Raw genomic sequence first — 26,461 nt, 5'->3', positions numbered from 1 at the left:
GAAATATTCTAAAAGAGAAGAGTCTTCTCTTTTAATTTTAGCTTACTGCATGTTTTACAATAACTTTTTGTTCAGCAATGACATTGCTGCTTTTAATGTCAATAACCTTGAGGGTAATTTCAGATCCTGCTTTAAAGCCGTAATTATTGGAGGTATCACTGTCCCCATTGACACTTACTTTTACAGTGGAAATATCGGACTTCCATCTATCCCGCCCATGGAGAGTCAGCCTTTCTCCAACGCTCCAGAAACCATCTTTAAGTAGTGCATCGTTTTGGTTTGCATATGTGTTATTTTTTTCTTTCGAACCCAAGTTTTCGTAAATCACCTGTGTATCTCCGTAGAGAAGATGTCCACCTCCTGTAACAATACCCTGGTAGGCATTTCCATCTCCTGAAATCTTTATGGATATGGTGTCAAGAGGAAGAGAGTCACCTCCTTTGTGTAGAAGCACAATCCTGTTTTTTTGAAAATTTGCTGTCTCTTCGTCGTTTATCTCACTAAAATTAGTAGAGGAAAGCCCTCCTTCGCACGATTCAAGTGAAATCCTTGCCATCAGCGGTTGAGTGCTTTTGCCTTCATTGGCAATATTGGAAAAACTGATAGCAGTCACACTTGCAAGTACAACCAGAACAATCAACATAAGAAGAGAACCTATAATAGGAGTTACGGCATCAGATACTGATTCTGATGAAAAAAACTCTTTAGCTCGTATTTTTCCCCAGGTTTTCATCAATAAAGAAATACGATAAACTGTCATAAATAATTTATTAACTTCAAAAAAAAGTTGTTATTTATGAATAAAATCTGGAGAGAAAATATCTTCCAGATCATTTCCTTTTTCGCTGCTTCTTCTCATATTCTTTTTCGAGATCGAGAATTCCTCTAACAGCCTCAAGTTTCTTTTTACTTCTGGAATAATGTAAAAGTACAAGGCCGACTCCGAAGAGCAGAACTATAATTGCGGCTGAGAATAGCAGGGGTGCTGACTGGGTATAGTATTTCACCTGAATGGTTTCTTCCTGGTCTCCCGTCTTCGAGGGAATCCACAGGAGAGTTTGCCTTCCTTTTTCATCATAAGTTACACTCGAAGGCTCAGGCCTTGCTATCCCGAATACCCTGTTGCCAGTAACATATCCTTCTGGAAGTACCACGCGAACGAATTCGGAATCGTGTTTAACAAATGCAAAACTCTGCTCTCCCGAATTCTCAAGCGTATATGCAATAAAACCTGTAACAGGCTCCTTAAGCTCCAGGTTTATAACTTTCACACCCTGGATAACTTCCTGAGTCAGAGTATAATTAATATCCGATGTGTTCGTTTTGCTGGAAAGTTTTTCAAATGTTTTCGGGTTCGCTTCGGTCTCGTTTGCCGGGCCCACAAGCTGTACGAAATTTTGAATAGGACTTTCCTCTGAACTGCCACCCAGGATGTCGGGAGGATAGATCTCAAGCTTACTGGTATTTACTACGATGTGAACAACCTGTACTTTCGTATCGTTTTCCAGCAGGTAGTATGTAGTGGTATTTGCAAGCGTCTGATTGCTTGACTCATTCTGAAAAATCTCAAATTCATAACTAGAGACATTACCAGGCTTATCTATGACAATTTCCTTTTTTTGCTCCATACATCCCGATGCAAAGACCACCATCAGGGCAAGGAGTATAAACACTATTTTCGTTTTCATTTTCATAGACAAATTCTCCCTTGAGCTTAAAGTGGTCTCTTATCATCCACGGCAATTTTCCTCGCTTTTGAGGTAAAGCCTGTACAGGATCTGGAACAGGTTAACATTACCTTATGTTCTCTCTTCTTAATAAACAACACGGATAGGCATTTTAAAAAGTATGACATAAAGATCACTTATCATATAAAAGAAGTAGGGCTGGCAGGTAACAAAACTCAGCTATTGAACTCTCCAAAATGATTTAGAAATTTATCTTTTAATTCTCTTCACTTTCACCATTAATAGTAGCAATAATCTCCTTAAAACTCGCTAAGGAGGCTTCCATATTCTCTATTATTTCATTTGCAAGAATCTCTGGGTCCGGAAGGTTGTCCAGATCCGCAAGGCTTTTGTCCTTGAGCCAGAAGATATCCAGATTCGTCTTATCCCTTGCTACAATATCATCATAGATAAATCTCCGGAACCTGCCTTCTGGAGATTCTTCACTCCAGGTTTCTTTTCGGATGTGGCGGTTTTCGGGGTTGTAGCATTGAATGAAGTCTTCCAGATCCGAATATTTCATAGGGTTCTTTTTCAATGTGTGATGCACATTTGTACGGTAGTCATAGATCCACACTTCTTTTGTCCATGGTTCTTTTGATGCAGTTTTTGCTTCAAAGAAGAGCACGTTTGCCTTTACACCGTTTGCATAGAAAATCCCTGTTGGCAGACGCAGGATTGTATGCAGGTCAGTGGTTTCGAGAAGCTTTTTTCGGATAATCTCGCCTGCTCCACCTTCGAACAGGACGTTGTCCGGCAGTACAACTGCTGCCTGCCCGCCGGTTTTAAGGATAGTATGGATGTGCTGCAAAAAGTTTAGCTGTTTGTTGCTTGTAGTTGTCCAGAAGTCCTGGCGGTTGTAAGTGAGTTCTTCTTTTTCCTGCTCGCCTTCTTCGTTTGTGAAGGTCATGCTGCTTTTTTTTCCAAACGGCGGGTTTGTGAGGATGTAATCGTAACGATAACCGGGATCGGCAATAAGAGCATCGGAATTTGAGATCATGGGTTCTCCGTCGATTTCCCCTATGTTGTGCAGGAACATGTTCATCAGGGCAAGCCGCCGGGTACCTGCAACGATTTCATTCCCGCCAAAGGTTTTGTTTTTCAGGAAGCGGCTCTGCTCCTTGTCCAGCCGGTAGTGTGAGGTAAGAAAATCATAGGCTGCTAAAAAGAACCCGCCTGTGCCGCAGCAGGGATCTCCGATTGTTTTCAGGGGCTCAGGCTGGAGACACTGAACCATGACTTTGATTAGCGGCCTTGGGGTGAAGTACTGACCGGCTCCGCTTTTCGTATCTTCAGCATTTTTTTGCAGGAGCCCTTCGTAGATTTCTCCTTTTGTATCCACACCCATCATGACCCAGCTTTCTTTGTCGATCATGTCAATGATCTTGTACAGCATTGCAGGGTCGCTGACCTTGTTCTGGGCTTTGAGGAAAATCTGCCCAAGCATCCCCGGTTTTTGACCAAGTTCTTCCAGCAGTTCCCTGTAACAAGTATCGAGTTCGGCTCCCCGCTGCTGTTTCAGTTTGTCCCAGGTATATTCTTCAGGGATGCCGATATTTCTGTTATACGGCGGCTTACTGAATTCTTCAGCCATTTTTAGAAATATGAGATAAGTCAACTGTTCCAGATAATCGCCATAGCTCACTCCCCCGTCCCGCAGGACGTTGCAGAAGCTCCAGACTTTGGAAACGATGGATGAGGTATATTCAGACATGGTTTGGATCCTTTAGATGAGAGTAATTTTCAGTTTAAAACTTAATTATTAACGTTTACTTGTCAATTTGCTCGAAAGCTTGCAGGGTAGCTTGTTGAATTAGTCCTTTGTCTTCTTGAATGATATTTTTCTGTTTTTCAGTTGTCTGCTTCCTTTTCTTTCTATTTCCTACCTTTTCAGCCTTTATTCTTTCAAGCAAAACTTCAGCCGGCTCCCAATCTTCTGCCCCTCGAACCTCTGCCAGCTCTTTTTCATTAAGCAACTTCCCCTCAAATGCTTTTTTCAAAATACTCTGCCGCAGTGCTTCGGCTCTTTCCAGATTGGTTTCAATATCTTGCTCTATCTTATCGCAGACTGAAAGGCGAGTTTCGATTTCCTGAACGATGACTTGTTGTTCGGGAAGAGAACAAAAAGGAACCAATATGGATTTAATAGTACTTTGACTAACAGTGTTTTGCCCTGCTGATGAAACCATATTTTCGTGGACATATTGTCTTACTTCCATCGTTTGGAAATAATAATAGTAATATTTTGGAACTGTATTAGAAAGATCAAGCGAAAAGCGTATAAAGTGATCGCAGAAAGCCCAATTGTTTAAATCGTCTTTTTTACTTGTAATTATCAGTCTACCAACTAAATTTTTACTTCCATTGACTCTTATACAAACTAAATCATCTTTAAAAAGTTTGTATTTATTTATCTCTGAAGATGTTAATCTTATACATCTTGGGCTGCTATAATCTATTTCCAGATTACTGATGTCTGCCAAGCGCAAAACTTTAAACTCAGATCCTTCTTTCCCACTTCTCTTAGAAATTCCATTTTGAGATGATTTCACAAGATCTGAAAAAGGTACTTTTACGTATCCCTCAAATGCTTTCTTCAGCACCGCCTGCCGATAAACTTTGAGCTGTTCCTGTGCCAGTTTGAGATTTGCAATGCCGTTGTCCAGTTCGCTGAAGAGTTGTTCGATTTTAGAGACTATAGCGCGTTGTTCGGGGAGAGGGCATATAGGCACTTCCAAGTTTTGATTAAGAAAACCCGACGCAATGCTAGCTTGATTAACATGATTAGAACAATTAACTTTATAGAAACCCGTGTATTTTAGATAATGTAAATATCTTGCGTAAAACCTTGGATCAAATCTAGGTTTCAACCTTATCCTAGTCATATGGTTTGAATAAACCCAATCAGTGTCTTTATTGATAATACACGTCTTACCAAGCAGCTCAGGGCTATTGGTATTATTAAAAATAATGTCCTGAGACTTTAGATAGTAGTCCTCGTTTTTTAGCGGGACAAACTTAGTTTGGGTAAGATTTACTTCTCCCTCATTTGATATATTATAAGGCCTGAAATGGAGTTTCCCATTTCCTACAGAATTATGTTTACCGCTTGGATATCCTGGTTTTATTTCTCTTGAAATTTCACCAAGCTTGGCATTTAACCATATGCTTCTTTCTTTCATGATACCTACACTTTTTTTCATCTGAATGATCTAAGCTTATCTTATTTTTACTACAATATGAAATTACTTTAATAATTGATGAAAAACATTCACGCCGCCAGAGCCTCATATAATTCTGTATTCAAATTCGTCTCCCAACTTTTCTCCCAACTTTTCTCCGAACCTTTCTCCGAACCTTTTATTATCAATTTTGAAGTACTTTTAAGATGTCAGTTGATTAAATAATTGTCTACTTGTGTCTTTGGATGTAATCAAAACTTAGGCTCTGTAGAAAGCTTCTCTAAAATAGCTCCAAGAGGCTGAAAATAAACAAACAAAAATATATAATGTAGTTCATTTTAAATTAATGAATACTTCATATTTCAGAGGATTTCTACAAAACCCATTGAAATTGACCGGGGATGATTGGGATTGCGAATATTACTACTTATTCTGACAACATTTATTATTTTTAGTGGATGCGTTGAAGAAAATAATCTCACTCAATCAAATGAGTCAGCATATCAAAGGCCAGGAAATACGACACCAGAAAATCTGTCCTCAACAACCCTGTCATCCGATGAAGATATCCCTGAAATCGAAGTAACGTCCTTCTCAAGCATTTATATGCACGATAATTCAGAAAATGTATTAAGTTACCTGTTTAGCTGGGATAATGTCCCGGGTAACGAAAGTAATAATCTCAGCAAATACCTCAAGAATAATCTGAAAATTGATTGGATAAGTAACGCGCAGATCGTTAAAACCAATGACAATAATACAATCCGTGTTTTCACACCCGACAATTCTCTGGAGTTAAAGCTTGCAGACGATAAAAATACGGTTCTAATAACTCCTAATAACATTCAATTAAAAGTAAAAGAGGAAAATGGTAAGCTTTGTATATACAGAGTTAAAGAATACCGTGGTTCAAGTGATCCCGCAGAAATCAAGCTCGGATATAATCTCAATGAAAAGTATTACGCGGTATATGACCTTTCAATAAAGAATAACGGTTCAAATGACCTCGATTTTAAATTAAACGAACTTCATGTACGTGATGGAAATCGTACATTTAATACTACAAATCTGGACCCTTACGGTTTTTATGAGAGATCACATCTGGAGGTGCTTTCAAGCCTCAAAGAAGAAAATAAAATTGAAAATATAACTCTGTCTCCCGGACAAACTATAAACGGATCTGTGGTTTTTCAGGTTAATTCGCTGTACAATGAATCATTTTTACTGATGTATAACGAAACTCCTGTTTCCTCAGCCTCTTTAGAAAAAAGTATTGAAGCTTTAAGAGTTGCCGAACGCTTCAATTACTCAACGGTGTTTGGCATACCGCCTTATTCTGAAGACCCTTCTGAATTTTATAGTGAAGGGACTCCGTTATTTTGCAGCTGGGTAAACAGAAGTGTATTTGAATTTTTCAATAAGGCAGATCCGGAGAACGTGATGAAACCTTCTCCCTACTCTCCCGATGAAATAAGCTGGACCAAAATTGTCTATGCATTGGAAGTCAAACCTGAAAGAAACATAACAACGCTTCCAGTAAAAAATAGGGACTCACATACGTACAGTCTTCTTGTTGTTGATGATGCCGGAGAGGAACTAATTAACACACACGAGATTGAAAAAATAGCATTTCTAAGAAATGGAACCTATCAGCACTATTCCAGAAATTATCAAGATGTCCCACAGATGAATTTAACTAACCACACATTCGTTAGAACTTCATTTGAACGTACTTATGGAACTCCTATGAATGTTTACGTTTCGATTAATAACCAGAATCTTATACTGAACGATGACCTGAATGAAATTCTGGTAAGATATAGTGACGGAGGTTACCATTTCGTTTAATCTCAGGATTTTATACTGCATTATTTTTATGGATGCGTTAAAGAAAATAATGGCACTCGATAAAATAAGTCAGTATATCAGTAACCAGTATTCTGTTCACTTTGTTTCAAAAATCACCAGTCATATACTCCATAAATATCGGACTCGATTACATGTAAGTTAGAACTGAAGATCTGAATGACCATCCTGACAACTATTTCCCCACAGTTTTCTCCGAACCTTTCTCCGAACTTTTCTTCGAACTTTTCTTCGAACTTTTCTCCGAACCTTTCTCCGAACTTTTCTCCGAACTTTTCTCCGAACCTTTCACCTAAAATATTCATTTCTTCCATTATCTTCACGCCGCCAGTGCCTCGTTCAATTCGCTGATAACCATATTCATTTCGTCCCCGAAAAGCTGGTACATTCTGCCTCGCCCGCCAAGAGCATCAAAGGGAGTGTAATCAAGGTCATCGATTTCCAGATGAAAGCTGGTTGCAACATAATCTTTAATCATGCGAAGCCAGTTCATCTGGTCTTCATTAAATTTCAGAGTTCCTGCCTGTTTTTTAAATACCCAGTCCTGGAAATTCCGGTTCACGGTCTGGTCATAGGCTGTCAGCACAGGGTCGATCTCGGTTATCCTGCGGATCAGAGAAACCAGAGCAGTCAATTGTTTTTTCGGGGAATTCCCATTCACCTTTTCCAGCTGCTCGTAAGCCTGCCAGACCCTCAAAGGAGCGAATTGGGGCTTTTCCAGCTTCAGTTTCTCCATCACTTCTTTTAACATCGCGTAGGTAACTTCCCTGCGCCTGTAGGGCTGGTTGTAGAAAATTCTCAGGGCTGTGAGCTCATCTTTATTTGCTTCCATATACGCCTTAAAGTCATTAACCAGTTCATCCGCCTGTACCACAGTGTCTTTATCCCAGCCGGCTCTGTTAACAGTGTCAAGGTTCACGGTATCAATAATCTGCTCATGGACTCTGCGGACATTTTCAATATATTCATTCAGCTCGCCGGAGAAAGTTGATCTGGCAATATCAATCAGTTTCTCCTGCGCTTTATTCCTTGCATCAGCCTCTAAAATCTCCGGCTGGAGTTGGTTAATCTCAGAAGCTTTGAGCTCAATGATGTCAGGATTGTATGCATTGAGCAAGTCCTTAACAGTCTGATTGATCGTTTTTCCGTTCGCTTTCTCCGCAAAAGTAGCTCTTTCGCCTTCGTTTATCTGTCTATCCAGTCTTGCAAGCCGATTAGCCAGAGAAACATAAAGGTCTTCGTCCTGAGCCCCAAAGGTAACTGCTGCAAGCAGGTCTTTCAGAGATGTGCTTTTCTGGCGTTCCAGAGGTCGGCTGTCGGTTTTCATGGTCTTTGTAACGCCCACCGCGTCCACAATTACAAAATGAGTCTTGGCTGAAATTGCAGATGGTGTCACTTTTTTCAGATCATCATAGTCCAGAGTTCGTGTACCTCGGCCCTTCATCTGCTCAAAATAATTCTTGCTTTTTACATCCCTCATAAAGAGCAGGCATTCCAGCGGCTTGATATCCGTGCCTGTGGCAATCATGTCTACTGTAACCGCTATTCTGGGATTGTACTCATTGCGAAAAGCTGACAATACTGATTTAGGGTCTTCTTCGGCCTTGTAGGTCACTTTTTTGCAAAAGGCATTGCCTTCTCCGAACTCTTCCCGCACAATATTGATAATATCATCGGCATGGCTATCGTTCTTGGCAAAAATCAGGGTTTTTGGAACTTCCTTTCTGCCGGGAAAGATCTCAGGTAACTTTTCCTTAAATGTTCGTATCACACGTCGTATCTGGTTGAGGCTAACCACATCTCGGTCTAAGTTTTTGGAAGTATAGGTGAAATCTTCATCCAGCTGTTCCCAGCGTTTTTTACGGGTAAGCTTCTCCCGTTTGTCCACAAACTCCTGCGCATTTATTTTTGACCCGTTTTTGGTAATTTCAGTCTCGATGGTATACACGTCATAACCCACATTCACGCCGTCTGCCACTGCGTCTTCATGACTGTACTCACTTACTACGTTCTCATTGAAAAAAGCAAAAGTGCGCTTGTCCGGTGTGGCTGTCAGACCTATCAAAAAAGCATCAAAGTAATCCAGAACCTGCTGCCACAGGTTGTATATGGAACGGTGGCACTCATCTACAACTACAAAATCAAACTCTTCAATGGGAACTTTCTCATTATAAACTACAGGAAGCGGTTCCTTTGGCTGCCAGCCTCTCTCAGCAGGGTTTTCTTCTTCGTTGATCTCATCCAGCTCTTCGCCCTTCAGAATAGAGTAAAGCCGCTGGATTGTGGAAATACACACCTGGCTGTCTGATGTGATATAACTGGAACGTAAACGCTGTACATTGTAGAGTTCGGTAAATTTGCGGTTATCATCATTGGGAGTATAATTTTTGAATTCCTGTTCTGCCTGTTCACCAAGGTTCCTGGTATCAACAAGAAATAGCACCTTTTTTGCATCCGCAAACTTCAGCAATCGATAGATGAAGGTTATAGCAGTATAGGTTTTTCCCGAACCTGTCGCCATCTGGATAAGAGCTCTTGGGCGGTTGTCCTTAAAGGACTTTTCAAGATTTGAAATTGCTATAATCTGGCATTCCCGAAGACCGTCGGTCCTCAATTTAGGAATATCCAGCAACCTTTCCCTCAAAGGTTTCTTTTTAATATATTCCTCAAAAGTTTCAGGTCTGTAAAATGAAAAAACAGGTCTGGACCTTGGTTTTGGGTCGCGAACGTCTGTAAAGCGTGTAAGTTCCCCGGTACTCTCGTACACAAAAGGCAACGGGTCGTTGTTAAGGTATTTTAGCTTGCTTGTAGCATACCCGGATGATTGTTCCTCAAAGACGGTTAACCGGTGACCTTCTTCATCCTTTTTTGCTTCAATAATCCCAACGGGCTTTTTATCAACAAATAATACATAGTCAGCAGGTCCTACGTCAGTAAAATACTCCTTAACTGCAATGCCTCTGGAAGCAGTCCAGTCGATTTTGCTCTTTTCCTGCACTATCCAGCCAGAAACATTTAATTTTCTATCGATATCATTTCTGGCTTTCTGCTCCGGAGTTTGGTTACTATTCATAGATCTTTACCCTTTGAGATTAATATCTTCTTCATCTTCTTGATTGGGACGCTAAAATCGGTATTTTCTTTGAATGTGATTTGTACCGATAAATGTTTCTAAATTTATGTTAATACCCCAATATTTTGGGAACTTGTGTGAGTTATTTTTCTATTAACAAAGTACAGAAGTAGAGTTGAGGATTGGAGAGATAGAACCAGTAACAAAAAATTTAGCCTATTTTCAGCCTTACCATTGAGTCTTTAGAACAAGTCCAGGATAACAAAACTAACTTTGAAATCGCTCTAAAACGTCTTAAAAATAGCTCGATGTTTACTCATGAAAGTAGCAGTTTTAGGTTCCAGCCTTACATTCGAAGCTTTAAATGCTAAGGCAACCTTATGAATAATGGACTATAAAACGATACTAAATTATCTTTAAATGAATTGTAACTCTTGAGTAGGTCATTATAACATATTTAAGGTGCTTTGAACAAAAAGTTATAAGCCCTGTGCCTGATTCTCAGGTGCAATTATTATTGCTTTGGCCTTATAGTCACGCGACCTGGTGACTCCAAGTCACTCGCTCAACTGGAATGTGTCAAAGATGCATAGTCTTATGCCAACAGTTATTAGAGCTTGAAATGGAACTGAGCCTAGCAACATGTTCTGACATTTCTAAATGAATATATTGCTAAGTTTCAAGTTCCGGAATTTTGAATCTATCTATAATTAACTTAACTTTGTTGATTCAGGAACCTTTCCACCATAGCCCACTCAACTTTCTTAATATACTTTGCTTGAAGCTTGGAGACATAAAGAACATTGCTGCCAATCAGGATTTTCATATCTGATGACTTGGGCTCAGCTGTACCGATTGGAAGAAGCACAGGGCCCTTAGGGGATGTGCAGAGCCTGAAATCCTGACCGCTCTTTCTTATATAAGCTCTTACCTTTTCATCAATTGTAAACGACGGAATCATATTAACACCATGCAGAACTTGTCCGGGAAAGATAAATAATTGCAGGTTATAGTTTCAATATAATAAAATATCTCATAAACAGGAAAAAGTCCTGGTCTGTAGAGGTCTCCGGGGCAGTTTTAAATTTCATGAAAGCAATTTAGGACAAAGATAACCATGATGATGAGAGATAGGGGAAAACTTGTAATCTGGCCTGTATATCTCGACCAGACAAAATCAAGGAGCAGCGGCAGAATAATTTCCCGGAAAAATGCTATAAAGGAACCGCAGCTTAATGAGATAAAAGAAGCAGCCCGACAACTTGGCCTGAATCCCGAAGTAGAACCTCATAAAGCATATCCCAAGTCCTGGTGGGAAGTAAGCGGGAGAGTGCTCGTGGATGATAATGGTCCGAAAACCGTTATTGCAAAACAGATAGCTGTAGCCATAAAGAAGATGCGAGGGCCGGAGAGCTCTGCTAAAGCTTAAATTTTATATTGCTTCTTAATAGAAAACGTTAGTAGAGAAACGTTAACAGAGAAAAAAGGATTTTGCAAAACCTTGAAAGGTCAAAAAAGCCCCAGATACCTGATAATCCTTTTATCTGGGCTTTTGTAAGCTTTAATAAGCTCAGCTAGTCTTTATTTTAATTTTTTATAAGGATACCTCATCTCTTTTCCGCAGCGCTGGCAAAAAACAACGATATATCCTTCCTTCAGCCTGTAACGGGCATTTTTTCCGGGCACGAGAAAAGCGTAGCAGTGTTTGCAAATTCTACTTTTTATATCTCTCGGAATACTTATCCGGTTTCTCATAGAGATGTTCCTGATAAGCTGCACGTAACGCTCGCTACGGTCAGGATGTTCTGCATGCTCGCTTTTTGCAAGCTCAAAAAGTCGCCACATTCGCTGGATTGCGATTCTTTGAATCAGGTTCTTCTGCTGTTTTCTTGCTATTCTAGACATGGGTAGATTGATCCTGCATTTTCGTCTCAGACCTTGATTTTTAAGCTTCTTAAATATCAAAATCAGGAATTAAGAATAATCACATTGATATTTGGGTTCTTGCCGTGTACAAGAGTTTTAAACTTTTCGGGGTTCCCATCTGTTATATCTGGTTTTCCGTAGTGCATTGGAATTACGTCTTTTGGGGAAATAGCTGCGGCTGCACTTGCTGCTTCCTCTTCGTCCATTGTGTATGTACCCCCTATAGGCAAGAGAGCAACATCTGCCTTTATATTTTTTATCTCAGGGATAAAGTCACAGTCTCCTGCATGATAAATCCGAATTCCTCCAAGTTCCACTATATACCCTACTCCTAATCCATGGGGATGATAAGGTTTATCGAGGTTATAAGCCGGAACTACTTCAATTCGGGTTCCCTTTATTTCAAGCCCATCGGCCAGCACATCTCCCTCAGCAACCCGCCTTGCGTCTCCCTTGAATTGCAGAGATAAATTTTCAGGGATCAGGGTGGTTGAGTCCGACCGCCGGACCTTTCGGATATCATCAGGGCTGCAGTGGTCAAAGTGCTCATGAGTAATTAACAGGATATCAGCTTTATCTTCAAAAGCTGGCTCTTCACTGAGGTCATAGGGATCAATATAAATCTTCTTTTCATCCCCCTCAAGTAAAAAGCCAGAGTGACCCAACCACTTAATTGTAACATTTCCAATCTTTACTCGGTTCATTTCATACACCTGTGGACTTCTGTAACTGAGTTTAATGAGAAAACCTTAGAGAACAATGATTTCACGATTATATTTATAGAGTGATTGTTTTCTGATTATATTTATAGAATGATTGTTTTCTGATTATAGTAATGGTACCCGAAAGAGTTTATTCTATCTTCAAAGAGAAAAAATAACCTTTAAAAAGCTAGCAAACTCCTGCTTTATATCAGTACTCACAGAAGCATTAAGAGATTTTGAGAAAATTAGGGAGTTCTTACTGATATGCTGGTTATCTGTCTTATTTGATAAAACCTGGTTCAAGCACTCTCTCATAGATCATTTTTTGCATATAAGAGACAATCGGCAGTTTGATTATCACTGCTTCTCTTTTGTTTCCTGCGCTGTGAACCCCTATTGATTCCTTTCCATCGGCAATCATAAAAAATTCTTCTTTATACTGGATGCCATCAATTACAATGTTATTCATGAAATCCGTAAACTCTTTATTAGTTTCTTTGAACTCAAAAGGAAGTGACCTGAAACTATCCAGTTCATCAACGATAAGAATTAGATTACAAGTTTTTTCTAGTTTTTTGATTTCCTGCTTAAATTCCTTGAGTAACTCAGGGTTGGACGAAAAAATAATCAATTCGTCTTTTACTCCGGCCATAATTTCACGTATCCGGTTCTTTATTCCCCAATCACTCTGGATATACCATACAGGAGAAGTTTTTGGAAGTTCATAACTCAATTCATTGAACTGGCTAAGTGTCTCGATTGCACAGTTTAAGAACTCATTTTTTATTTCTCCGATTACCTTTTTAGGATCAACTGCTCGGAAATACGTTGGAGATCCCTGTCTCACTTCCAGATAGCCTTTTTTCGCAAGTACTTTAAGAATTTCATATATCTTGGCTCTTGGCACATTTGTAAGTTCATGAATTTCGCGGGCTGTAGCCTCTCTCAAACTTACGAGCCCAATATATGTTTTTGCTTCATTCTCGGTTAGCCCTAGCTTTTCAAGGTTACGAATTAATTGAAGATTAGTTTGTAATACCATCTGTTACCCCTAATGTAACAATAGATTTAAATCTTTTCTGTTTGTATACGTCAAAAGATCTAAGTCACAGAAGATTTGCCGCAAAATAGTATAATTTTAGCAAAATAGTATAAGTATTAAAATTTATACAAATAATAGATAATAAGCCTTCATTATAGAGAGAAAAAAGGCAAATATTATTTAAATGTATGCAAACCTTAGATAATAAGCCTTCAGCGTAGAGAGAAAAAAGGCAAGTATTATTGAAATGTATGCAAATATTAGATAATTGGGCCTTCGGCCCAGAGAGAAAAAAGGCAAGTATTATAAATGTACACAAATGCTAGATAATGAGCCTTCAGCCCAGAGAAAAAAAGGCAAGTTCAATACGTGCGCCAACTTCCAATTGCATTTCATATTAAAAACTATGAGGGGAATCCACTATTACTAAATTTTTTGAAAAACTGGGACTTTTTATTCAGAATAACCGTTTTTCCGTACTCCTGATAGCTTTACTGTGTATAGTTATAGCAACGCAGGGAGCTCAACTCATTGAAATGGAATCAGGAACAGAAACCTTTGTCGGAAAAGACTCTCCTCTCTACCAGGATTATGATCACCTTTATCAAAAAATTTTCCAGACACAATCTATTGTGGTAATGGTAGAGGGCAACGATGTAGAAACTGCTGACGTGATGAAAGCTGTAGACAGGCTAGAACATCAGGTCCAGGCAACCAATGGGGTAATTGAAACTACAAGCCCCGCTTCACTGATCAAACAAATCAATTATAAGATGACAGGGAAATCTAAAATCCCTGATACCGATGAAGAAATAAAAGCCATTGTAGACGGAAACCCTGATATTTTCGGCCAGCTTATTCCTGACAATACTCATATGATAATTTCGGTAGTCATGGCCGGTTCAGCTAGTGAAGATAATAAGGAAGATATCCTTGCTTCCACTAAAGAGGCTGTTTCGCTGGCGGATTTTCCACCTTCCTACAACATTATTGTTACTGGTGATCCAGCATTCGTAGTTTCCATGAACGATGAAATGAATTCCAGTATGGGAGTGCTTCTAGGACTTTCAGCGGTTTTCATGGTTATTGTACTGCTTATAGTATTCAGGCACGTTCGCTGGTGTCTTCTCCCTCTGCCGATAGTTCTTCTTGGTATTGTTTATACCTTTGGAGCTATGGGTTATGTAGGAATTCCCATGTCCATGGTTTCCATGGCTGCATTCCCTATCCTTATAGGCTTGGGAATTGATTATGCTATTCAGTTCCATAACCGACTTGAGGAGGAACTGCAGGAAAAAGGAAACAAAAAAGCAGCAGTTATAGAAACCGTAAAGCATACCGGGCCTGCAGTCCTCACCGCTCTGGTGATGACAGCCCTTGGCTTTATTTCTCTTTTTACATCTACAGTACCAATGATCCGGGATTTTGGTAAATTGCTCATGATAGGCATTTTAATGTGTTACTTCTCCGCTATCTTCGTAGGGGTTATAACGATTTCTTTATTTGACAAATACTCGGATAAAAACCCCCTGAGGAAGGCGTTAAGTAAGATAAAACCTGCAAATCCGGAAAAGAAGAAAAAGTCTGAGGACGGAGACGAAAGCGGGCGTCTAATAGGGAGGATTCTCCAGAAAACTACAAGCCTGACTATCAAATATGATGTTGTCGTACTTGGAGTTGCACTCTTGCTCTGCGTTGGAGGCCTTTACCTTGACAGATCTGTGCCTATTCAGACTGATGTTGAAACCTTTGTGCCTCAGGACATGCCTGCACTCGTGAATCTTCACCATATGGGAGATATCATGGGTGATAGCGATGAATTAAACCTTATCATCAAGGTTAAGGATGTAGCTGATCCGGATGTTCTTAAGTGGATTGATCAGTTTTCCGAACATGAAGCAGAGTCCAATAGCCACATTTACGGCTCTTCGAGCATTGTAGATCTTGTAAAGGAATACAATGGAGGGGTAATTCCAGATACCAGCCAGGAAATAAAGGATATTTACTCTGAAATCCCTGAGTCACAGAAAGACCACTATATATACGGAAATAATATGCTTCTCCTGAACTTCGACATCGGGAATGCGGTTGCGGACATAAAAGTAACAGGTATTGAAGAACTCAGGAATATTGTCAAGCAAGATATGCAGTGGATGCCGGCTCCACCAGGCACTACTGTCACGATTACCGGAAACTCGGTTGTGTATATAGAGGTTATCTCTGCTCTTACCAGCGGAAGAATAGCAATGACTTTCCTTGGCCTGATTCTCGTGCTCGCAGGACTTCTTATTGTATACAAAGATTGGGTGAAAGCCCTGGTTCCTGTAATCCCAATGCTAATAGTTATTGGCTGGTCAGGCGGAGTTATGAGCCTTCTTAATATCAGTTATACTCCCCTCACAGCGACCCTGGGAGCTCTGATACTGGGAGTAGGGTCAGAATATGCTATCCTCATGATGGAGCGTTACTTTGAAGAAAAGGAGAAAGGTGCAAGTCCTTTAGAAGCTATTCTGATGACCAGTTCCAAAATAGGAAGTGCAATTGTTGCTTCAGGAGCCACGACAGTATTCGGGTTTATGGCCCTGCTGGCTTCTCCTTTCCCCATAATAACCGACTTCGGTACAGTTACGGTTATCGATGTCTTGCTGGCTCTCCTGGCAACATTTGTAGTCTTCCCCCCACTTATGATTACTTTTGATACCTGGCGCGATAAAAGAAAAGGAGCTAGGAAAGCAGAAAAACAGACAGAGACAAAAAAGCAAATTCAGGGGGCCAAGATATGATACGAGTGCCCATAACAAAATTAAGGCAAAGCATGATTACGAAAATTACTACGTTTGCGTTAATTCTATTAATAGTATCAGTGACTGCACTCCCAGCTCTCGGGGAAGATGATGAAACCAACTTCATTGCTCTAGATCATGGGTATACTGTAGATTACTACAAAAGTTACGGAGCGCCAGTAATACAGGCGTCAATTACAGGAGATCCCGTGCTTGAAAGGGGAGAAACTGCAGATCTGAAGATAAAAATTGCAAATGCAGGATCTATATCTGGTTTTAAGAGGTTAAACGCAAATCAGAAAAGAATAAACGATTCCATTGAAGAAACAATTGCACTGAAAGAGATGGGAGAAGAAGAAGAATGTACGACAGCAAAAAATATAGAAGCTACTCTTCAATCAGAAACGAAGTACATTGAAGTAGAGTCGACAGGCAATTTCCAGAACCTTGAAGAACTTGAAACCGGACATATAGCACTTCTTAGTTACTCAATAAAAGTTGATGGCAATGCACCTTCTGGAAATTACGAACTTCTTCTTCCAGTGACCTATCAATACCAGTCAAATGTCCGAACTGTAACTGCGGATGCAGTAAATCTCGGGATTACTGATGTAGACTATGCAAGAGAATACAAAACGAAAACAGAAACTCTCAAAATACCTATTTCCATAAAAAGTGAACCTAAATTCGAAGTAACCAACGTCTCTGGCAACCTTATGCAGGGTGAAAGTAAGGTTGTTAATGTTACTTATAAAAATACAAGAGAAACCGTAGCAAAAGACGCTTTTGCTCGGATAATTGTGATGAGCCCTCTAAGCACTGAAAAAGCTACGGTAAGATTAGGGGATATTGACCCTGGAGAAGAAAAAACTGCCAGTTTTGAAGTTAAGGCCGATTCGGATGCTATTGTGAAAAAGTATGGAGTCAACAGTGAAATAAAATATCTTGATGACGACGGAGATACTAAATTTTCAGAAAGTATGAAAGTAGACTTACCTCTTAAAGCAACAGAACAAAAATTCAGCATAACAGGAATAGCAATTTTATTGATTATAGTTATCGCCCTTTACCAGATAGTAAGCGTACACCGGAAAAGAAACCAGAATGACGAGAATGTATCAGGTGATGAAAATGAATAATAAAAATGGATTATTTATTACTGTCACGACGCTTCTGATCCTTTGCTGGGCAGTCTTCCCAGCGCAGGCAGCTGTACCAGATAATTTTGATATTAGTGAAAACTACTACTCAGTATACGGAGGGCCTGACCTTAATGCAACACTTGTTGGAGACGATCAGTACTCTAGAGGAGATACTGTAACTCTTAATCTAAATATGATGAATAAGGGTGAAATTTCCGGCTTTAAATCTGAAAAAGATGCAGATATTGGAAATTATGCAGATGAAATGCTACAGCAGTCAGAGATGCAGTATGAAGCGCAGGCTACGACAGCAATAGGCATTCTTGCAACCCTTAAATCTGATAATCCTAACATTAAAGTTAAGTCTGGACCCCAAGAAGCTGGTACTCTCAAGCAGGGAAAACAGAGTGTAAGTCCCACGCAGTTTACAATTGAGATTAACAAAGATACTCCTGCCGGCGTATATCCCCTGAATCTCGATCTTTCGTATCAGTACCAGAACAATGTCCAGGTAGGCGGAGACGATTTTGACAGCGTTACAGGCCTTGTGACAAATAAGGAAGTTGGTCTCTGGTATGAAAATAAGACTCAGACGCAGACCATAAACATCGAAGTCAAGAAGGAACCTTACTTTGAAGTTACAAACGTAACAGGTGACCTTTACCCCGATGATGGTGGGATGCTTTACGTCACATATAAAAACACAGGAGAAGAAACTGCAAAAGATTCAACTGTTAGAATCAGTGCATCTGATCCATTCAGTACCACTGATGACCAGGCTTACCTTGGAACTCTGAAACCCGGAGACAGTGAAGTTGCTGTTTTTGATATGGATGTAGATGAAACTGCAACCGCAAAGCCATACTCTATAAGTAGCGAAATTTTCTATGAAGATACTGACGGGCATGACCAGACTTCGGATACTATCGAGGTTAATACCGAAGTTAAGGAAGCAAAACAGTCTCTTCCTGGATTTGAGCTTGGGACAGGCATTACAATGGTTCTAGCTGTCTGTTTTATCATGTTCAGAAGAAAGAAACAGGATTGAAACAAAAAGACACAGAAAAAGAAAGTATGCACGTAGCCTTTAAAAAGGCTACAGTCCTCTATTTTTTGAAATATACCCGCACGGTTTTTCGTGCAGTTTTATAATTTTTGAACCTTACCTTAATTGTTAAAGAATAATTATAATTTAAAGCTCAAACCTATTGAGTATATGAATTAGTCTATTATAACTAAATTATTTTGATTCTGTCATATCGGTATTTTTATGTGAAGTGGATGGGGGGATAGGATGGGGGATAAAATATGGAGAGATAACTTTTTTGAAATATAGTTATTGCAACAGATGGATCTGAGAATACTCAGAGGGCCATTTCTCACGGTATTGAGTTTGCAAAACTTAGCAGAGCTATTGTCCACGCTCTTTACGTGGTAAATATACACTCTACAATTTCTGAAAATTGGACTGCTGGTAAAGAAACGATTTATAAAATAATTTATAAAATGATGAAACGTGATGAGTAGAAAGCAGTATCTAAAATTAAGAAGATTGAAGAGACATCAGGTGTAGAGATTAGAGAGGTACTTTTAGAAGAGTATCTGAGTAGTGAAATTATTGATTTTGCAGAAAATAACAATATTGATTTGATAGTGATGGTAACAATATTGATTTGATAGTGATGGGCAACCTTGGAGCAAACGGACTTGAAAGGTTTCTAATAGGAAGTGTTGCAGAAAAAGTAGTAAGAAGCTCGAAAGTACCAGTTCTGTCGTCCAGAGTAAAAAGCAAAGCTGAACTTTCTGTCAACTAGAAGCCTTTGAGAAAATGAATAAATCAGAATTCAGGACTAAAAGGTGTAAACTGGATACAAAAAAGAAATTCATTGCACCGGCACAAATCTTTGAGAAAACGAAGAATAACAAAAATCTAAAAATACGCCATAAAATTATAAATTGCAAAAAGTATAGAGAAATGATAAAAATACAAATTCCATCTATGTATTGGAAAATGTATGCTTCTGTCAAATTGAGTTATAATTATTCAGTCGGAGCGATCTGTCTCCCTTGAATCGATTTTTGTAGGTTCTTTTTCACCGACAGGTTCTTTTTCACCAACAATTTTTGCAACCATTACCTCGGTCGATTTGATGACCGCGTAAACCCTATCTCCAGGTTTGATATCAAGTTTTTCTACAGCTTCTTCAGTGACTACTGAGGTTATAACTGAAGGTTCCATTTCAATCGTAATTTTAGATACAAGCCCGTTTTTCTTCACTTCAAGCACTTTACCAGGGAGTTGGTTTCTGGCTGATAACTTGAAGCTTACGTTTTCCCAGGCTGTTTCATCCCCTATGGTTTCACTAATAAGCTGCTTACTGGCCTCGTACTCAGCCAATAACTTTCTTCCGAGGTCAGTCAGGAAGGTACCCTGATTTTTTCCCCCTCGCACTGTGACGACTGCGGGTTCGTCAAGGGCTTCATTCATTTTTTTAAGTACTATCCAGGCTTGTTTATATGAGATCTCAAGCTTCTTACAGGCTTTCCGAAGCGAGTGCTCTTCTTCTATTGCCTTCAGTAACGTAGCTCTTCCAGCACCCATGACGGTCTTTCCGTCTTCCGTAAACCAGACCTTTGTTCTTGCTTTCACAAATTTCACCTTTTACACCAGAGCACATGGACAGAACTTGCCCTTAACTGGGCATACACCGGAACTTCAGGAAGGATACCCATTTCCTCTGCTGATTTCGGGTTATGAGAGCATTATGAAGAACGCCACAATCAACTTTCACCCAAACAAGAGTTTCCAGCATCCAGAATTCGGTAACTCTGCCCTGTAGAGAGTTTCTGATGCTGGATTGTGCGGAAGTTTTACTTAAAACTATGTTTCTCAGGCATCAGAAAGGCATGTACTAGCTCACTACCTTAATATCCCCTGAAGCATGAATAATTACTCTTACTTTAGTCCCTGGAAGTCCGCTGTCCACAGAGATACCCTGTAATTTAGCATATTTTCAAACTCTACGAAGCTGGCTACTCAACTATCAACCGATTTTTAGAAGATTTCGGTTCTTCTTTATTTTGTGCGGCTATCCTCATAATGTCCTCATAAAAACCAATGAGGTCCTGAATTAAGAATCATCTAATCCCATAGGAACAGCGAAGAAAAAGGATACAGAGTCAGTAATAATTTACATAGGACTTATACAGTTGAACTGAAAAATCAATAGCATTAAACCTTCAACTGTATAAAATATGGTTATACTCCATAATCGTTACCATAATTGATTTTGTTCCTCAAGTGTGTAAGCCCTATTACATAACTTTCGGCACACTACCAAAGACTAAAAATAAACACATAAAAATAAAGAGTAAATAAATATAAACAAGAAAAGTACAAACAAAAAAATACAAACAAGAAAAGTACAAACAAAAAAATACAAACAAAAAAATACAAACAAAAAAATACAAACAAAAAAATACAAACAAAAAAATACAAACAAAAAATATTAATTAGAATAATAAATGTGATTTTAATTCAAGTTAACTTGTACAGGTGAAAAAACAGAGTCCATAAGACAGTAAAGAGCTAAATAAATATTATAATGAAAGTAAAAGTTTATTTATCTACATGTCAATACGATGTCAATATAAGATTCGATGTCTCAAAAATTGGATAATGTCCTAAAAATTTTGATAAAACGAGTGGCTTACACACTTTAATTAATATTTCTGAAGGTTTCTTTATGGATGGATATAATATTTTTCTTATAATGCTCTCAGTCTACATAGCCGGACTTGTGGCTATTGGCTGGTACTTCAATAATAAACAGAAATCCATTACAGACTTCTGGCTTGCTGGCCGCAGGATAGGGCCCTCAGCCCTGGGTTTTTCAGCTGCAGCGTCCTGGCTGACAGCTGGGGGAATTCTTGCAGTCATAGGTTATTATATGCTTCAGGGAATGGGCTCTATATGGGCTTTTGTAGCTCCAAACATCATTTCCCTCCTATTCCTTTCTGTGCTTGTGAAGAAAATCAAAAATTTACCTGCAATCACCCAACCTGAACTCCTGGAACAGCGTTATGGCAGTATAGTCCGATTGCCAATTGCCCTGATCATAACTGTCGTAATGATTCTTTTTTCAGTATCCGACATTACAGGGCTTTCCCTTGTGCTGCAAACTTTTTACGGTCTTGACCCTCTCTATGCCGCAGCTATTGTTGCAATTGCGGTTTCCCTTTACGTAACTCTCGGAGGGTTGTATGCAGTTATCTGGACAGATACTATCCAGTTTTCATTCCTTGCTCTCTTCACAATAGTAATGGCTTTTGCAACAGTAGGAACAGTCGCTAATGGAGGTCTCAACACTTCTGCAATAAGCGTTTCACAGCTTTTCGGGAATGTTTCTGGAGACTGGTGGAACCCCTTTTCAATTGGCCTTCCCATGGTTCTGATCTTTTCCTTCGCCTTAATTCCGGGCTGGATTACAGAACAGGACCCCTGGCAGAAAGTCTGGGCTGCAAAAGATGAAAAATCTGCCAGTGCCGGAATGATAATTGGCGCTCTAATGATCACTGTGATCTTTGCAGTCTGCGCTGTGATTGCAATAGCTCTCAACGATATATACCCTGAAATAGCAGGGATGGGCTACCCCGCAGGAATGGCTTCTGCAGAGCCCGCACTTCTATCATTTGTCAGTGAGCGTTTCGCCTCAGCACCGGTAGTAGTAGCCTTCAGTGCAATCGGGCTTGCAGCAGCTTCCATGTCCTGTACAGACACTTTTTCAACATCAGGAGCTTCCTGTATTTCGAGGGACATTTACCAGAGGTATATAAAGCCAGACGCTACAATGAAGGAAATGATGTTGGTAAACAGGGCCAGTGTACTGTTTATCATACTCGCTGCAACAGTAGGCTCATTCATAATTCCTAATATTCTTGATGCCATTCAAATTGCAACTTTCATTGCAAGCTCTTCTTACTTCTTCCCACTAATGGGAGGCCTGTACTGGAAAAGAGCTACTAAGGAAGGAGCGTTTGCAGGTATGGTAATAGGGTTTATTGTTCAGGTAGCTCTTGTGGCTCTGGACCTTATAAATACACCACCCCTTGCCACTAATTATCTTGAAAGCATTCACCCCATTCTCATGGGCCACGGAGTTATTGTGGGAATGTCTCTGAGCGCAATCGCTTTCTTTGGAGTTTCCCTGATAACAAAACCATCAAGCAAGGTTAACCTTGCACCTTTCTTTGAAGAGGAAGCAAAAGAACTTTCCCGCTCTGAAACGAGAAAAATCAATGAGAAGGATCCAGAATATAGCGCTTTCCTTAAAAATCTCAACGAAAAAGTTACAGGAGAACGTGCACACCTCCAGCTCAATCTCCGTACTTCCGAAAATCTTAGCTGGCAAGAACTAACTGAAAAACTTAAAGTAGTATCCCCCGCGTGGGTAACTCCTACAGGGCTTGATTCAGTCTACAGGTTGACTCATGGAGATATGCTTGCTTGTGTTGCAGTTACAAGGGGTACCGGAGAAAGAGATATCTGGCTTAAAGCAGAGCCCAGGCTTGAAACCCTTGGAACGCAGAAGAGAGAACTTTTCACGGCCTATGAAGAGTTGAAAAACGTGTTTGGTCAAAAAAATGTAAAAATTGACTATATTTAAATTAGTTAGAAACTTCTACGAGTTAAGGTTCCTGATCGAACCCTGGCTTCTTTTTTTCACAATTTATCCTTTCTTATAGCTTGAAGGCGTTTTCAAGGGTCTTTTTTCCAAAAAGAAGATCTTCGAGAGAGAATACCTCAAAATTATAGACGCCTCTATATCCCGAAAGCAGTTTCAGGACTGAAAAATCCACGCAACCTTCTCCGGGAGCCATATGCTCGTCTCCATCGTACATTTCTGTCCACTGCCCACTATTATCATGCAGGTGAAGATGGATGATATGCTTCTGCAAGGTCTGGACAAACTCCATGAGTTTTTCAGGATCCCCGCCACAGGTAAGGTTTGCGTGTCCTATATCAAAAGTGGCTTTCAGGTGTTCGGAATTCACAGCTTCTATGGTCCGAGAAAGCTCCTTTGCCTCACAGCAAAAGTTCGAGGGGTCTGTACCTTCCTTGTTTTCAAGGCCCAGAGTCACTCCGTAATCTTCAGCCAGGGATGCAAGCTTGTTGAGGTTTTTAACCATAGAAATATAAGATTTTTCCTTATTAAGTCCAATCCTACCCGGATGTAGCACCACTACAGGGGCTTCGACCCGACTTGCAAGCGAGATTGATTCTTCCATAAGGGAAAATTCCCTCTCGCTCATTCTTGCAGTATCAAGCTGGAGAGCTGAAGGATATTTTGAGTCTCCAGCAAAGTAAGGAGCGTGAACTGTAACTGCAAAATCATATATCGAGATATCGTCAAGTACCCGATCAAGCTTTTCAATTTCAAGTGTCGAACCATTGTAGATCCCAAGTTTGGGGATATACAATTCTATGGATTCAACATGTTCCTTTAAATCCTCAGGGTTGCCAGCAAAAGATGAAGCTCCTAAAATCACACATTATGCAAGGGAACTAAATATAAAAATCCTTTTCTGATGTATGCCTAAATTAAATTTGTGAGTTAAAATTATTAGCCAAATTCCAATGCCAAATTTCTAAAATAATTAATTCTTTGATAGGCAAAATTGAAAATATACAGTAAGTAGCTCTTAAATTGCAGCCAAACAGTTTTTACCGTATTAATATAACAAACCCGGCCAACATATTTATATATAAATAAATGTTTCCCACGGAACAACTCAATTTTATTTATGAGTAGTTTTTATAATAAGTATATAGTTTTTTGTGGAAAATATATTTTGATTGTAGGCATAAACAGTATCAAATATATGTTTATGTATGATACAGAAAACATACTTTATTTTGATCTCAAATAAACGAGAAAGTTAATAAATTATATATTTTATAAAAATTAATAATATAAAAACCACATCGGGATAACTTATTAATATAAAATTAATAATTATATTCCCAAAAATAAATACAAAAATTCATTAGTTACAATCGGAATCTTTATATTATATTGGGATGAGTAGAATTTTTTTGTTTATATAAATATATGACTTTGTTTATTTTTACATGCGCGGTCTATCTTATAAAATTGATTATATATTATATAGGCATATAATAATATTTTAAAAGCCTACATATTTCGAAAGGTTTATGAATGATCCTCTCTAATCAAAAAATTAACGCGCGTCATAATCATAATTCTTTGTAATGATATGGCAGACGATTTTAAAAAAATGTACAGCGTTTTTTGAATCCACCTTATTACATGTAATAATACAAAGGAGGAAAATGAATGGAACCACTCATAAGCATGGGAGTGCTTGCACTTATTGGAGTGGCTGCGACCATTGCAGGTGCCTCGGAAGACCTGGAATCTGATGTCGGTTCGCAGAGTAACCCTAACTCTCAGGTACAGTTAGCTCCCCAAATGATGTTTCCCCACAGAATATTTAACAAAGCGATATCTGGAGAACCACCATCAAATGCATTAATGTGTTCGATTGGTGCAGCCGTTGCAACAGTATTAATAAGTGAGTTTACCATGTCCCCACTCTTTGCACTGGTATTTGGTTCACTTATTGCAGCATGTGTGCACGCAACCTTTGCGGTAACTGCTACAATGGGCAGATGTGCCAGTCAGAGTCGGTTCAAGCAGCCGATTTATCTTGATATGATAAGGAGTCATATCCCAACAATTATGGGATATGCGTTCATAACAACTTTCTGTATTCTAGTGGTATCGTTCTTAATGACCGTTGTACTCGGACACCCATTCCCGCTAACTATGCTGGCTTTTATATGGGGTATCACGGTAGGTGCAATCGGATCATCAACAGGCGACGTTCACTACGGTGCAGAACGTGAGTTCCAGCAGTTTGAATATGGTTCTGGTCTAAACGCTTCAAACTCAGGAAACATTGTAAGATATGCCGAATCCGGTCTCAGGGATGGGTTCGATAACTCCTGGTTCTGTGCCAAGTTCGGAGGTCCTGTCACAGGGCTTGCTTTTGGTATGACTGTATTCCTCGGAAGCTGGATAACCACTATTTTTGATCCTGCAAAGAACCTTGGCTGGCTCTCTGTTATTGCAGGCGTTGTTATTGTCTTTATTTTAATTATCTGGAACTGGAAGATGGAAGTCTATGCCCGCAAAGCATATGGACCTTATAAAGAAGATAAAGCTGAGGAGGCTTCAGCATGATTGACGCTATCTTAGGAAATATCATCTGGATGGCTCTTATCACAATCGGCGGCGTTTTGATTTCCTGGAGTGTCCACTTCGTGCCTGTGGGCGGTGCACCTGCAGCTATGGCTCAAGCAACTGGTATCGGTACCGGTACAGTGCAGCTGGCAGCAGGCGCAGGTCTGACAGGACTTGTTAGTGCAGGCTTCATGATGAACGTAACAGACAGTCTCCCCCTGATTCTGGCTTCAGGCGCAGTGGGTGCAATGATCATGATCTCTGTGACTATGATTGTCGGTACCTGGGTCTATGTTTATGGTGTGGGTGTTGTGCCTTCTTCAGCAAAAGTAAAGGTTGACCCTATTACAAAGTACAGGCAGGACCTTTATGTATCCCAGGGTACTGAAGGGCATGGACTTCCTACAGTAAGTTTTGTGAGTGGAGTTATAGGCGGTGGCCTTGGTGGACTAGGAGGGTCCCTTGTTTACTATTCACTCATAGAAGTGGGTATGAACGCAGGCCTGGAAGCGGTTGGAGTTACCAACTCGGTCACAGGACATGAGCTTGTAGCAGTTGCAGCAATATTTGCAATAGGTATTTTCTTTGTGAACGCTGTAATTCCTTCCTATAACATAGGAGGTACAATTGAAGGGTTCCACGATCCGAAATTCAAAAAATGGCCAAAGGCGGTAGTTTCTTCCCTCGTAGCAACAATACTGTGTGCTATCGTGGCGGTAGTTGCAATCGCACAGCTCGGAGGTATTTAA

22 protein-coding genes are annotated in these 26,461 nt (G+C 39.7%); 10 read left to right on the top strand and 12 right to left on the bottom strand.

Annotation, left to right across the window (positions count from 1 at the left end):
- Positions 1-37: 37 nt before the first annotated feature.
- The 4 genes from MSBRM_RS01985 to MSBRM_RS19910 all read right to left on the bottom strand — a co-directional run bounded on the left by MSBRM_RS01985 (position 38) and on the right by MSBRM_RS19910 (position 4,909).
- Complete coding sequence (locus MSBRM_RS01985) at positions 38-760, bottom strand: type IV pilin (RefSeq protein ID WP_052712654.1); 723 nt, start codon at positions 758-760, stop codon at positions 38-40.
- Positions 761-830: 70 nt separating this feature from the next.
- Positions 831-1,694, bottom strand: a complete 864-nt coding sequence (locus MSBRM_RS01980; RefSeq protein ID WP_048120244.1) for a DUF5803 family protein — start codon at positions 1,692-1,694, stop codon at positions 831-833.
- 250 nt (positions 1,695-1,944) lie between these two features.
- Positions 1,945-3,441: a class I SAM-dependent DNA methyltransferase gene (locus tag MSBRM_RS01975; RefSeq protein WP_048154323.1), complete on the bottom strand. Its 1,497-nt coding sequence runs from the start codon at positions 3,439-3,441 to the stop codon at positions 1,945-1,947.
- Between the two features lie 55 nt (positions 3,442-3,496).
- Entirely contained in the window at positions 3,497-4,909 is a 1,413-nt protein-coding gene (locus MSBRM_RS19910; RefSeq protein WP_052712653.1) for a restriction endonuclease subunit S, read from the bottom strand.
- A gap of 411 nt (positions 4,910-5,320) precedes the next feature.
- Between MSBRM_RS19910 and MSBRM_RS01965 the strand changes: the two genes are divergently transcribed.
- The gene (locus tag MSBRM_RS01965; RefSeq protein ID WP_048154320.1) at positions 5,321-6,757 is read left to right on the top strand and encodes a hypothetical protein; all 1,437 of its coding nucleotides are present in this window, start codon (positions 5,321-5,323) and stop codon (positions 6,755-6,757) included.
- 113 nt (positions 6,758-6,870) lie between these two features.
- On the opposite strand, the gene MSBRM_RS01960 is transcribed toward MSBRM_RS01965, so the two are convergent.
- The 3 genes from MSBRM_RS01960 to MSBRM_RS01950 all read right to left on the bottom strand — a co-directional run bounded on the left by MSBRM_RS01960 (position 6,871) and on the right by MSBRM_RS01950 (position 10,809).
- Positions 6,871-7,098 carry a hypothetical protein gene (locus MSBRM_RS01960; protein WP_176722086.1) on the bottom strand — a complete coding sequence of 76 codons (228 nt, stop codon included), beginning with the start codon at positions 7,096-7,098 and terminating at the stop codon, positions 6,871-6,873.
- Positions 7,095-9,848 carry a type I restriction endonuclease subunit R gene (locus tag MSBRM_RS01955; protein ID WP_048154315.1) on the bottom strand — a complete coding sequence of 918 codons (2,754 nt, stop codon included), beginning with the start codon at positions 9,846-9,848 and terminating at the stop codon, positions 7,095-7,097. Before MSBRM_RS01955 ends, MSBRM_RS01960 begins: the two co-directional genes overlap by 4 nt.
- A 715-nt stretch (positions 9,849-10,563) precedes the next feature.
- A complete protein-coding gene (locus MSBRM_RS01950) occupies positions 10,564-10,809 on the bottom strand; it encodes a hypothetical protein (RefSeq protein WP_048120255.1) in 246 nt (81 codons plus the stop codon).
- Between the two features lie 162 nt (positions 10,810-10,971).
- On the opposite strand from MSBRM_RS01950, the gene MSBRM_RS01945 reads away from it, so the two are divergent.
- Complete coding sequence (locus MSBRM_RS01945; RefSeq protein WP_048123283.1) at positions 10,972-11,277, top strand: signal recognition particle protein Srp19; 306 nt, start codon at positions 10,972-10,974, stop codon at positions 11,275-11,277.
- A 152-nt stretch (positions 11,278-11,429) separates the two neighbouring features.
- Here the strand turns inward: MSBRM_RS01945 and MSBRM_RS01940 are convergent, their stop codons facing one another.
- From MSBRM_RS01940 to MSBRM_RS01930, 3 genes are all read right to left on the bottom strand, one after another.
- On the bottom strand, positions 11,430-11,753 hold the full coding sequence (locus MSBRM_RS01940) for a ribonuclease P protein component 4 (RefSeq protein WP_048120257.1): 324 nt from the start codon (positions 11,751-11,753) through the stop codon (positions 11,430-11,432).
- A 62-nt stretch (positions 11,754-11,815) separates the two neighbouring features.
- Entirely contained in the window at positions 11,816-12,478 is a 663-nt protein-coding gene (locus tag MSBRM_RS01935) for an MBL fold metallo-hydrolase (RefSeq protein WP_048120260.1), read from the bottom strand.
- A gap of 280 nt (positions 12,479-12,758) precedes the next feature.
- Positions 12,759-13,520: a TrmB family transcriptional regulator gene (locus MSBRM_RS01930; RefSeq protein WP_048120264.1), complete on the bottom strand. Its 762-nt coding sequence runs from the start codon at positions 13,518-13,520 to the stop codon at positions 12,759-12,761.
- 422 nt (positions 13,521-13,942) lie between these two features.
- Between MSBRM_RS01930 and MSBRM_RS01925 the strand changes: the two genes are divergently transcribed.
- The 5 genes from MSBRM_RS01925 to MSBRM_RS20980 all read left to right on the top strand — a co-directional run bounded on the left by MSBRM_RS01925 (position 13,943) and on the right by MSBRM_RS20980 (position 19,259).
- Positions 13,943-16,303, top strand: coding sequence for an efflux RND transporter permease subunit (locus MSBRM_RS01925; RefSeq protein ID WP_141706341.1), 2,361 nt, complete (start codon positions 13,943-13,945; stop codon positions 16,301-16,303).
- The gene (locus MSBRM_RS01920; protein ID WP_048154312.1) at positions 16,300-17,442 is read left to right on the top strand and encodes a COG1361 S-layer family protein; all 1,143 of its coding nucleotides are present in this window, start codon (positions 16,300-16,302) and stop codon (positions 17,440-17,442) included. Before MSBRM_RS01925 ends, MSBRM_RS01920 begins: the two co-directional genes overlap by 4 nt.
- Positions 17,435-18,493 carry a COG1361 S-layer family protein gene (locus MSBRM_RS01915; RefSeq protein ID WP_048120269.1) on the top strand — a complete coding sequence of 353 codons (1,059 nt, stop codon included), beginning with the start codon at positions 17,435-17,437 and terminating at the stop codon, positions 18,491-18,493. The genes MSBRM_RS01920 and MSBRM_RS01915 overlap by 8 nt, the downstream gene beginning before the upstream one ends.
- 284 nt (positions 18,494-18,777) lie before the next feature.
- Positions 18,778-18,972: a universal stress protein gene (locus MSBRM_RS21970; protein ID WP_080943661.1), complete on the top strand. Its 195-nt coding sequence runs from the start codon at positions 18,778-18,780 to the stop codon at positions 18,970-18,972.
- Between the two features lie 155 nt (positions 18,973-19,127).
- Complete coding sequence (locus MSBRM_RS20980) at positions 19,128-19,259, top strand: universal stress protein (protein ID WP_080943660.1); 132 nt, start codon at positions 19,128-19,130, stop codon at positions 19,257-19,259.
- Between the two features lie 230 nt (positions 19,260-19,489).
- On the opposite strand, the gene MSBRM_RS01905 is transcribed toward MSBRM_RS20980, so the two are convergent.
- A complete protein-coding gene (locus tag MSBRM_RS01905; RefSeq protein ID WP_048123285.1) occupies positions 19,490-20,095 on the bottom strand; it encodes a TOBE domain-containing protein in 606 nt (201 codons plus the stop codon).
- Positions 20,096-21,191: 1,096 nt separating this feature from the next.
- Here MSBRM_RS01905 and MSBRM_RS01900 point away from each other — a divergent pair.
- A complete protein-coding gene (locus MSBRM_RS01900) occupies positions 21,192-23,111 on the top strand; it encodes a sodium:solute symporter family protein (RefSeq protein ID WP_048120273.1) in 1,920 nt (639 codons plus the stop codon).
- Between the two features lie 73 nt (positions 23,112-23,184).
- Here the strand turns inward: MSBRM_RS01900 and MSBRM_RS01895 are convergent, their stop codons facing one another.
- A complete protein-coding gene (locus MSBRM_RS01895; RefSeq protein WP_048154309.1) occupies positions 23,185-23,994 on the bottom strand; it encodes a sugar phosphate isomerase/epimerase family protein in 810 nt (269 codons plus the stop codon).
- Positions 23,995-24,803: 809 nt separating this feature from the next.
- On the opposite strand from MSBRM_RS01895, the gene mtrE reads away from it, so the two are divergent.
- Positions 24,804-25,712, top strand: a complete 909-nt coding sequence (gene mtrE / locus MSBRM_RS01890) for a tetrahydromethanopterin S-methyltransferase subunit E (protein WP_048154306.1) — start codon at positions 24,804-24,806, stop codon at positions 25,710-25,712.
- Positions 25,709-26,461, top strand: coding sequence for a tetrahydromethanopterin S-methyltransferase subunit D (gene mtrD, locus MSBRM_RS01885; RefSeq protein ID WP_048120279.1), 753 nt, complete (start codon positions 25,709-25,711; stop codon positions 26,459-26,461). The genes mtrE and mtrD overlap by 4 nt, the downstream gene beginning before the upstream one ends.

Source organism: Methanosarcina barkeri MS (assembly GCF_000970025.1).
Classification (GTDB): Archaea; Halobacteriota; Methanosarcinia; order Methanosarcinales; family Methanosarcinaceae; genus Methanosarcina; species Methanosarcina barkeri.
This window is presented reverse-complemented; position numbering and strand designations above follow the sequence as displayed.

Coding starts and splice junctions, on each gene's coding strand:
- MSBRM_RS01985 (WP_052712654.1), bottom strand. CDS start 760: ATGACAGTTTATCGTATTTCTTTATTGATGAAAACCTGGGGAAAAATA.
- MSBRM_RS01980 (WP_048120244.1), bottom strand. CDS start 1,694: ATGAAAATGAAAACGAAAATAGTGTTTATACTCCTTGCCCTGATGGTG.
- MSBRM_RS01975 (WP_048154323.1), bottom strand. CDS start 3,441: ATGTCTGAATATACCTCATCCATCGTTTCCAAAGTCTGGAGCTTCTGC.
- MSBRM_RS19910 (WP_052712653.1), bottom strand. CDS start 4,909: ATGAAAGAAAGAAGCATATGGTTAAATGCCAAGCTTGGTGAAATTTCA.
- MSBRM_RS01955 (WP_048154315.1), bottom strand. CDS start 9,848: ATGAATAGTAACCAAACTCCGGAGCAGAAAGCCAGAAATGATATCGAT.
- MSBRM_RS01950 (WP_048120255.1), bottom strand. CDS start 10,809: ATGATTCCGTCGTTTACAATTGATGAAAAGGTAAGAGCTTATATAAGA.
- MSBRM_RS01945 (WP_048123283.1), top strand. CDS start 10,972: ATGAGAGATAGGGGAAAACTTGTAATCTGGCCTGTATATCTCGACCAG.
- MSBRM_RS01940 (WP_048120257.1), bottom strand. CDS start 11,753: ATGTCTAGAATAGCAAGAAAACAGCAGAAGAACCTGATTCAAAGAATC.
- MSBRM_RS01935 (WP_048120260.1), bottom strand. CDS start 12,478: ATGAACCGAGTAAAGATTGGAAATGTTACAATTAAGTGGTTGGGTCAC.
- MSBRM_RS01930 (WP_048120264.1), bottom strand. CDS start 13,520: ATGGTATTACAAACTAATCTTCAATTAATTCGTAACCTTGAAAAGCTA.
- MSBRM_RS01920 (WP_048154312.1), top strand. CDS start 16,300: ATGATACGAGTGCCCATAACAAAATTAAGGCAAAGCATGATTACGAAA.
- MSBRM_RS01915 (WP_048120269.1), top strand. CDS start 17,435: ATGAATAATAAAAATGGATTATTTATTACTGTCACGACGCTTCTGATC.
- MSBRM_RS20980 (WP_080943660.1), top strand. CDS start 19,128: ATGGGCAACCTTGGAGCAAACGGACTTGAAAGGTTTCTAATAGGAAGT.
- MSBRM_RS01900 (WP_048120273.1), top strand. CDS start 21,192: ATGGATGGATATAATATTTTTCTTATAATGCTCTCAGTCTACATAGCC.
- mtrE (WP_048154306.1), top strand. CDS start 24,804: ATGGAACCACTCATAAGCATGGGAGTGCTTGCACTTATTGGAGTGGCT.
- mtrD (WP_048120279.1), top strand. CDS start 25,709: ATGATTGACGCTATCTTAGGAAATATCATCTGGATGGCTCTTATCACA.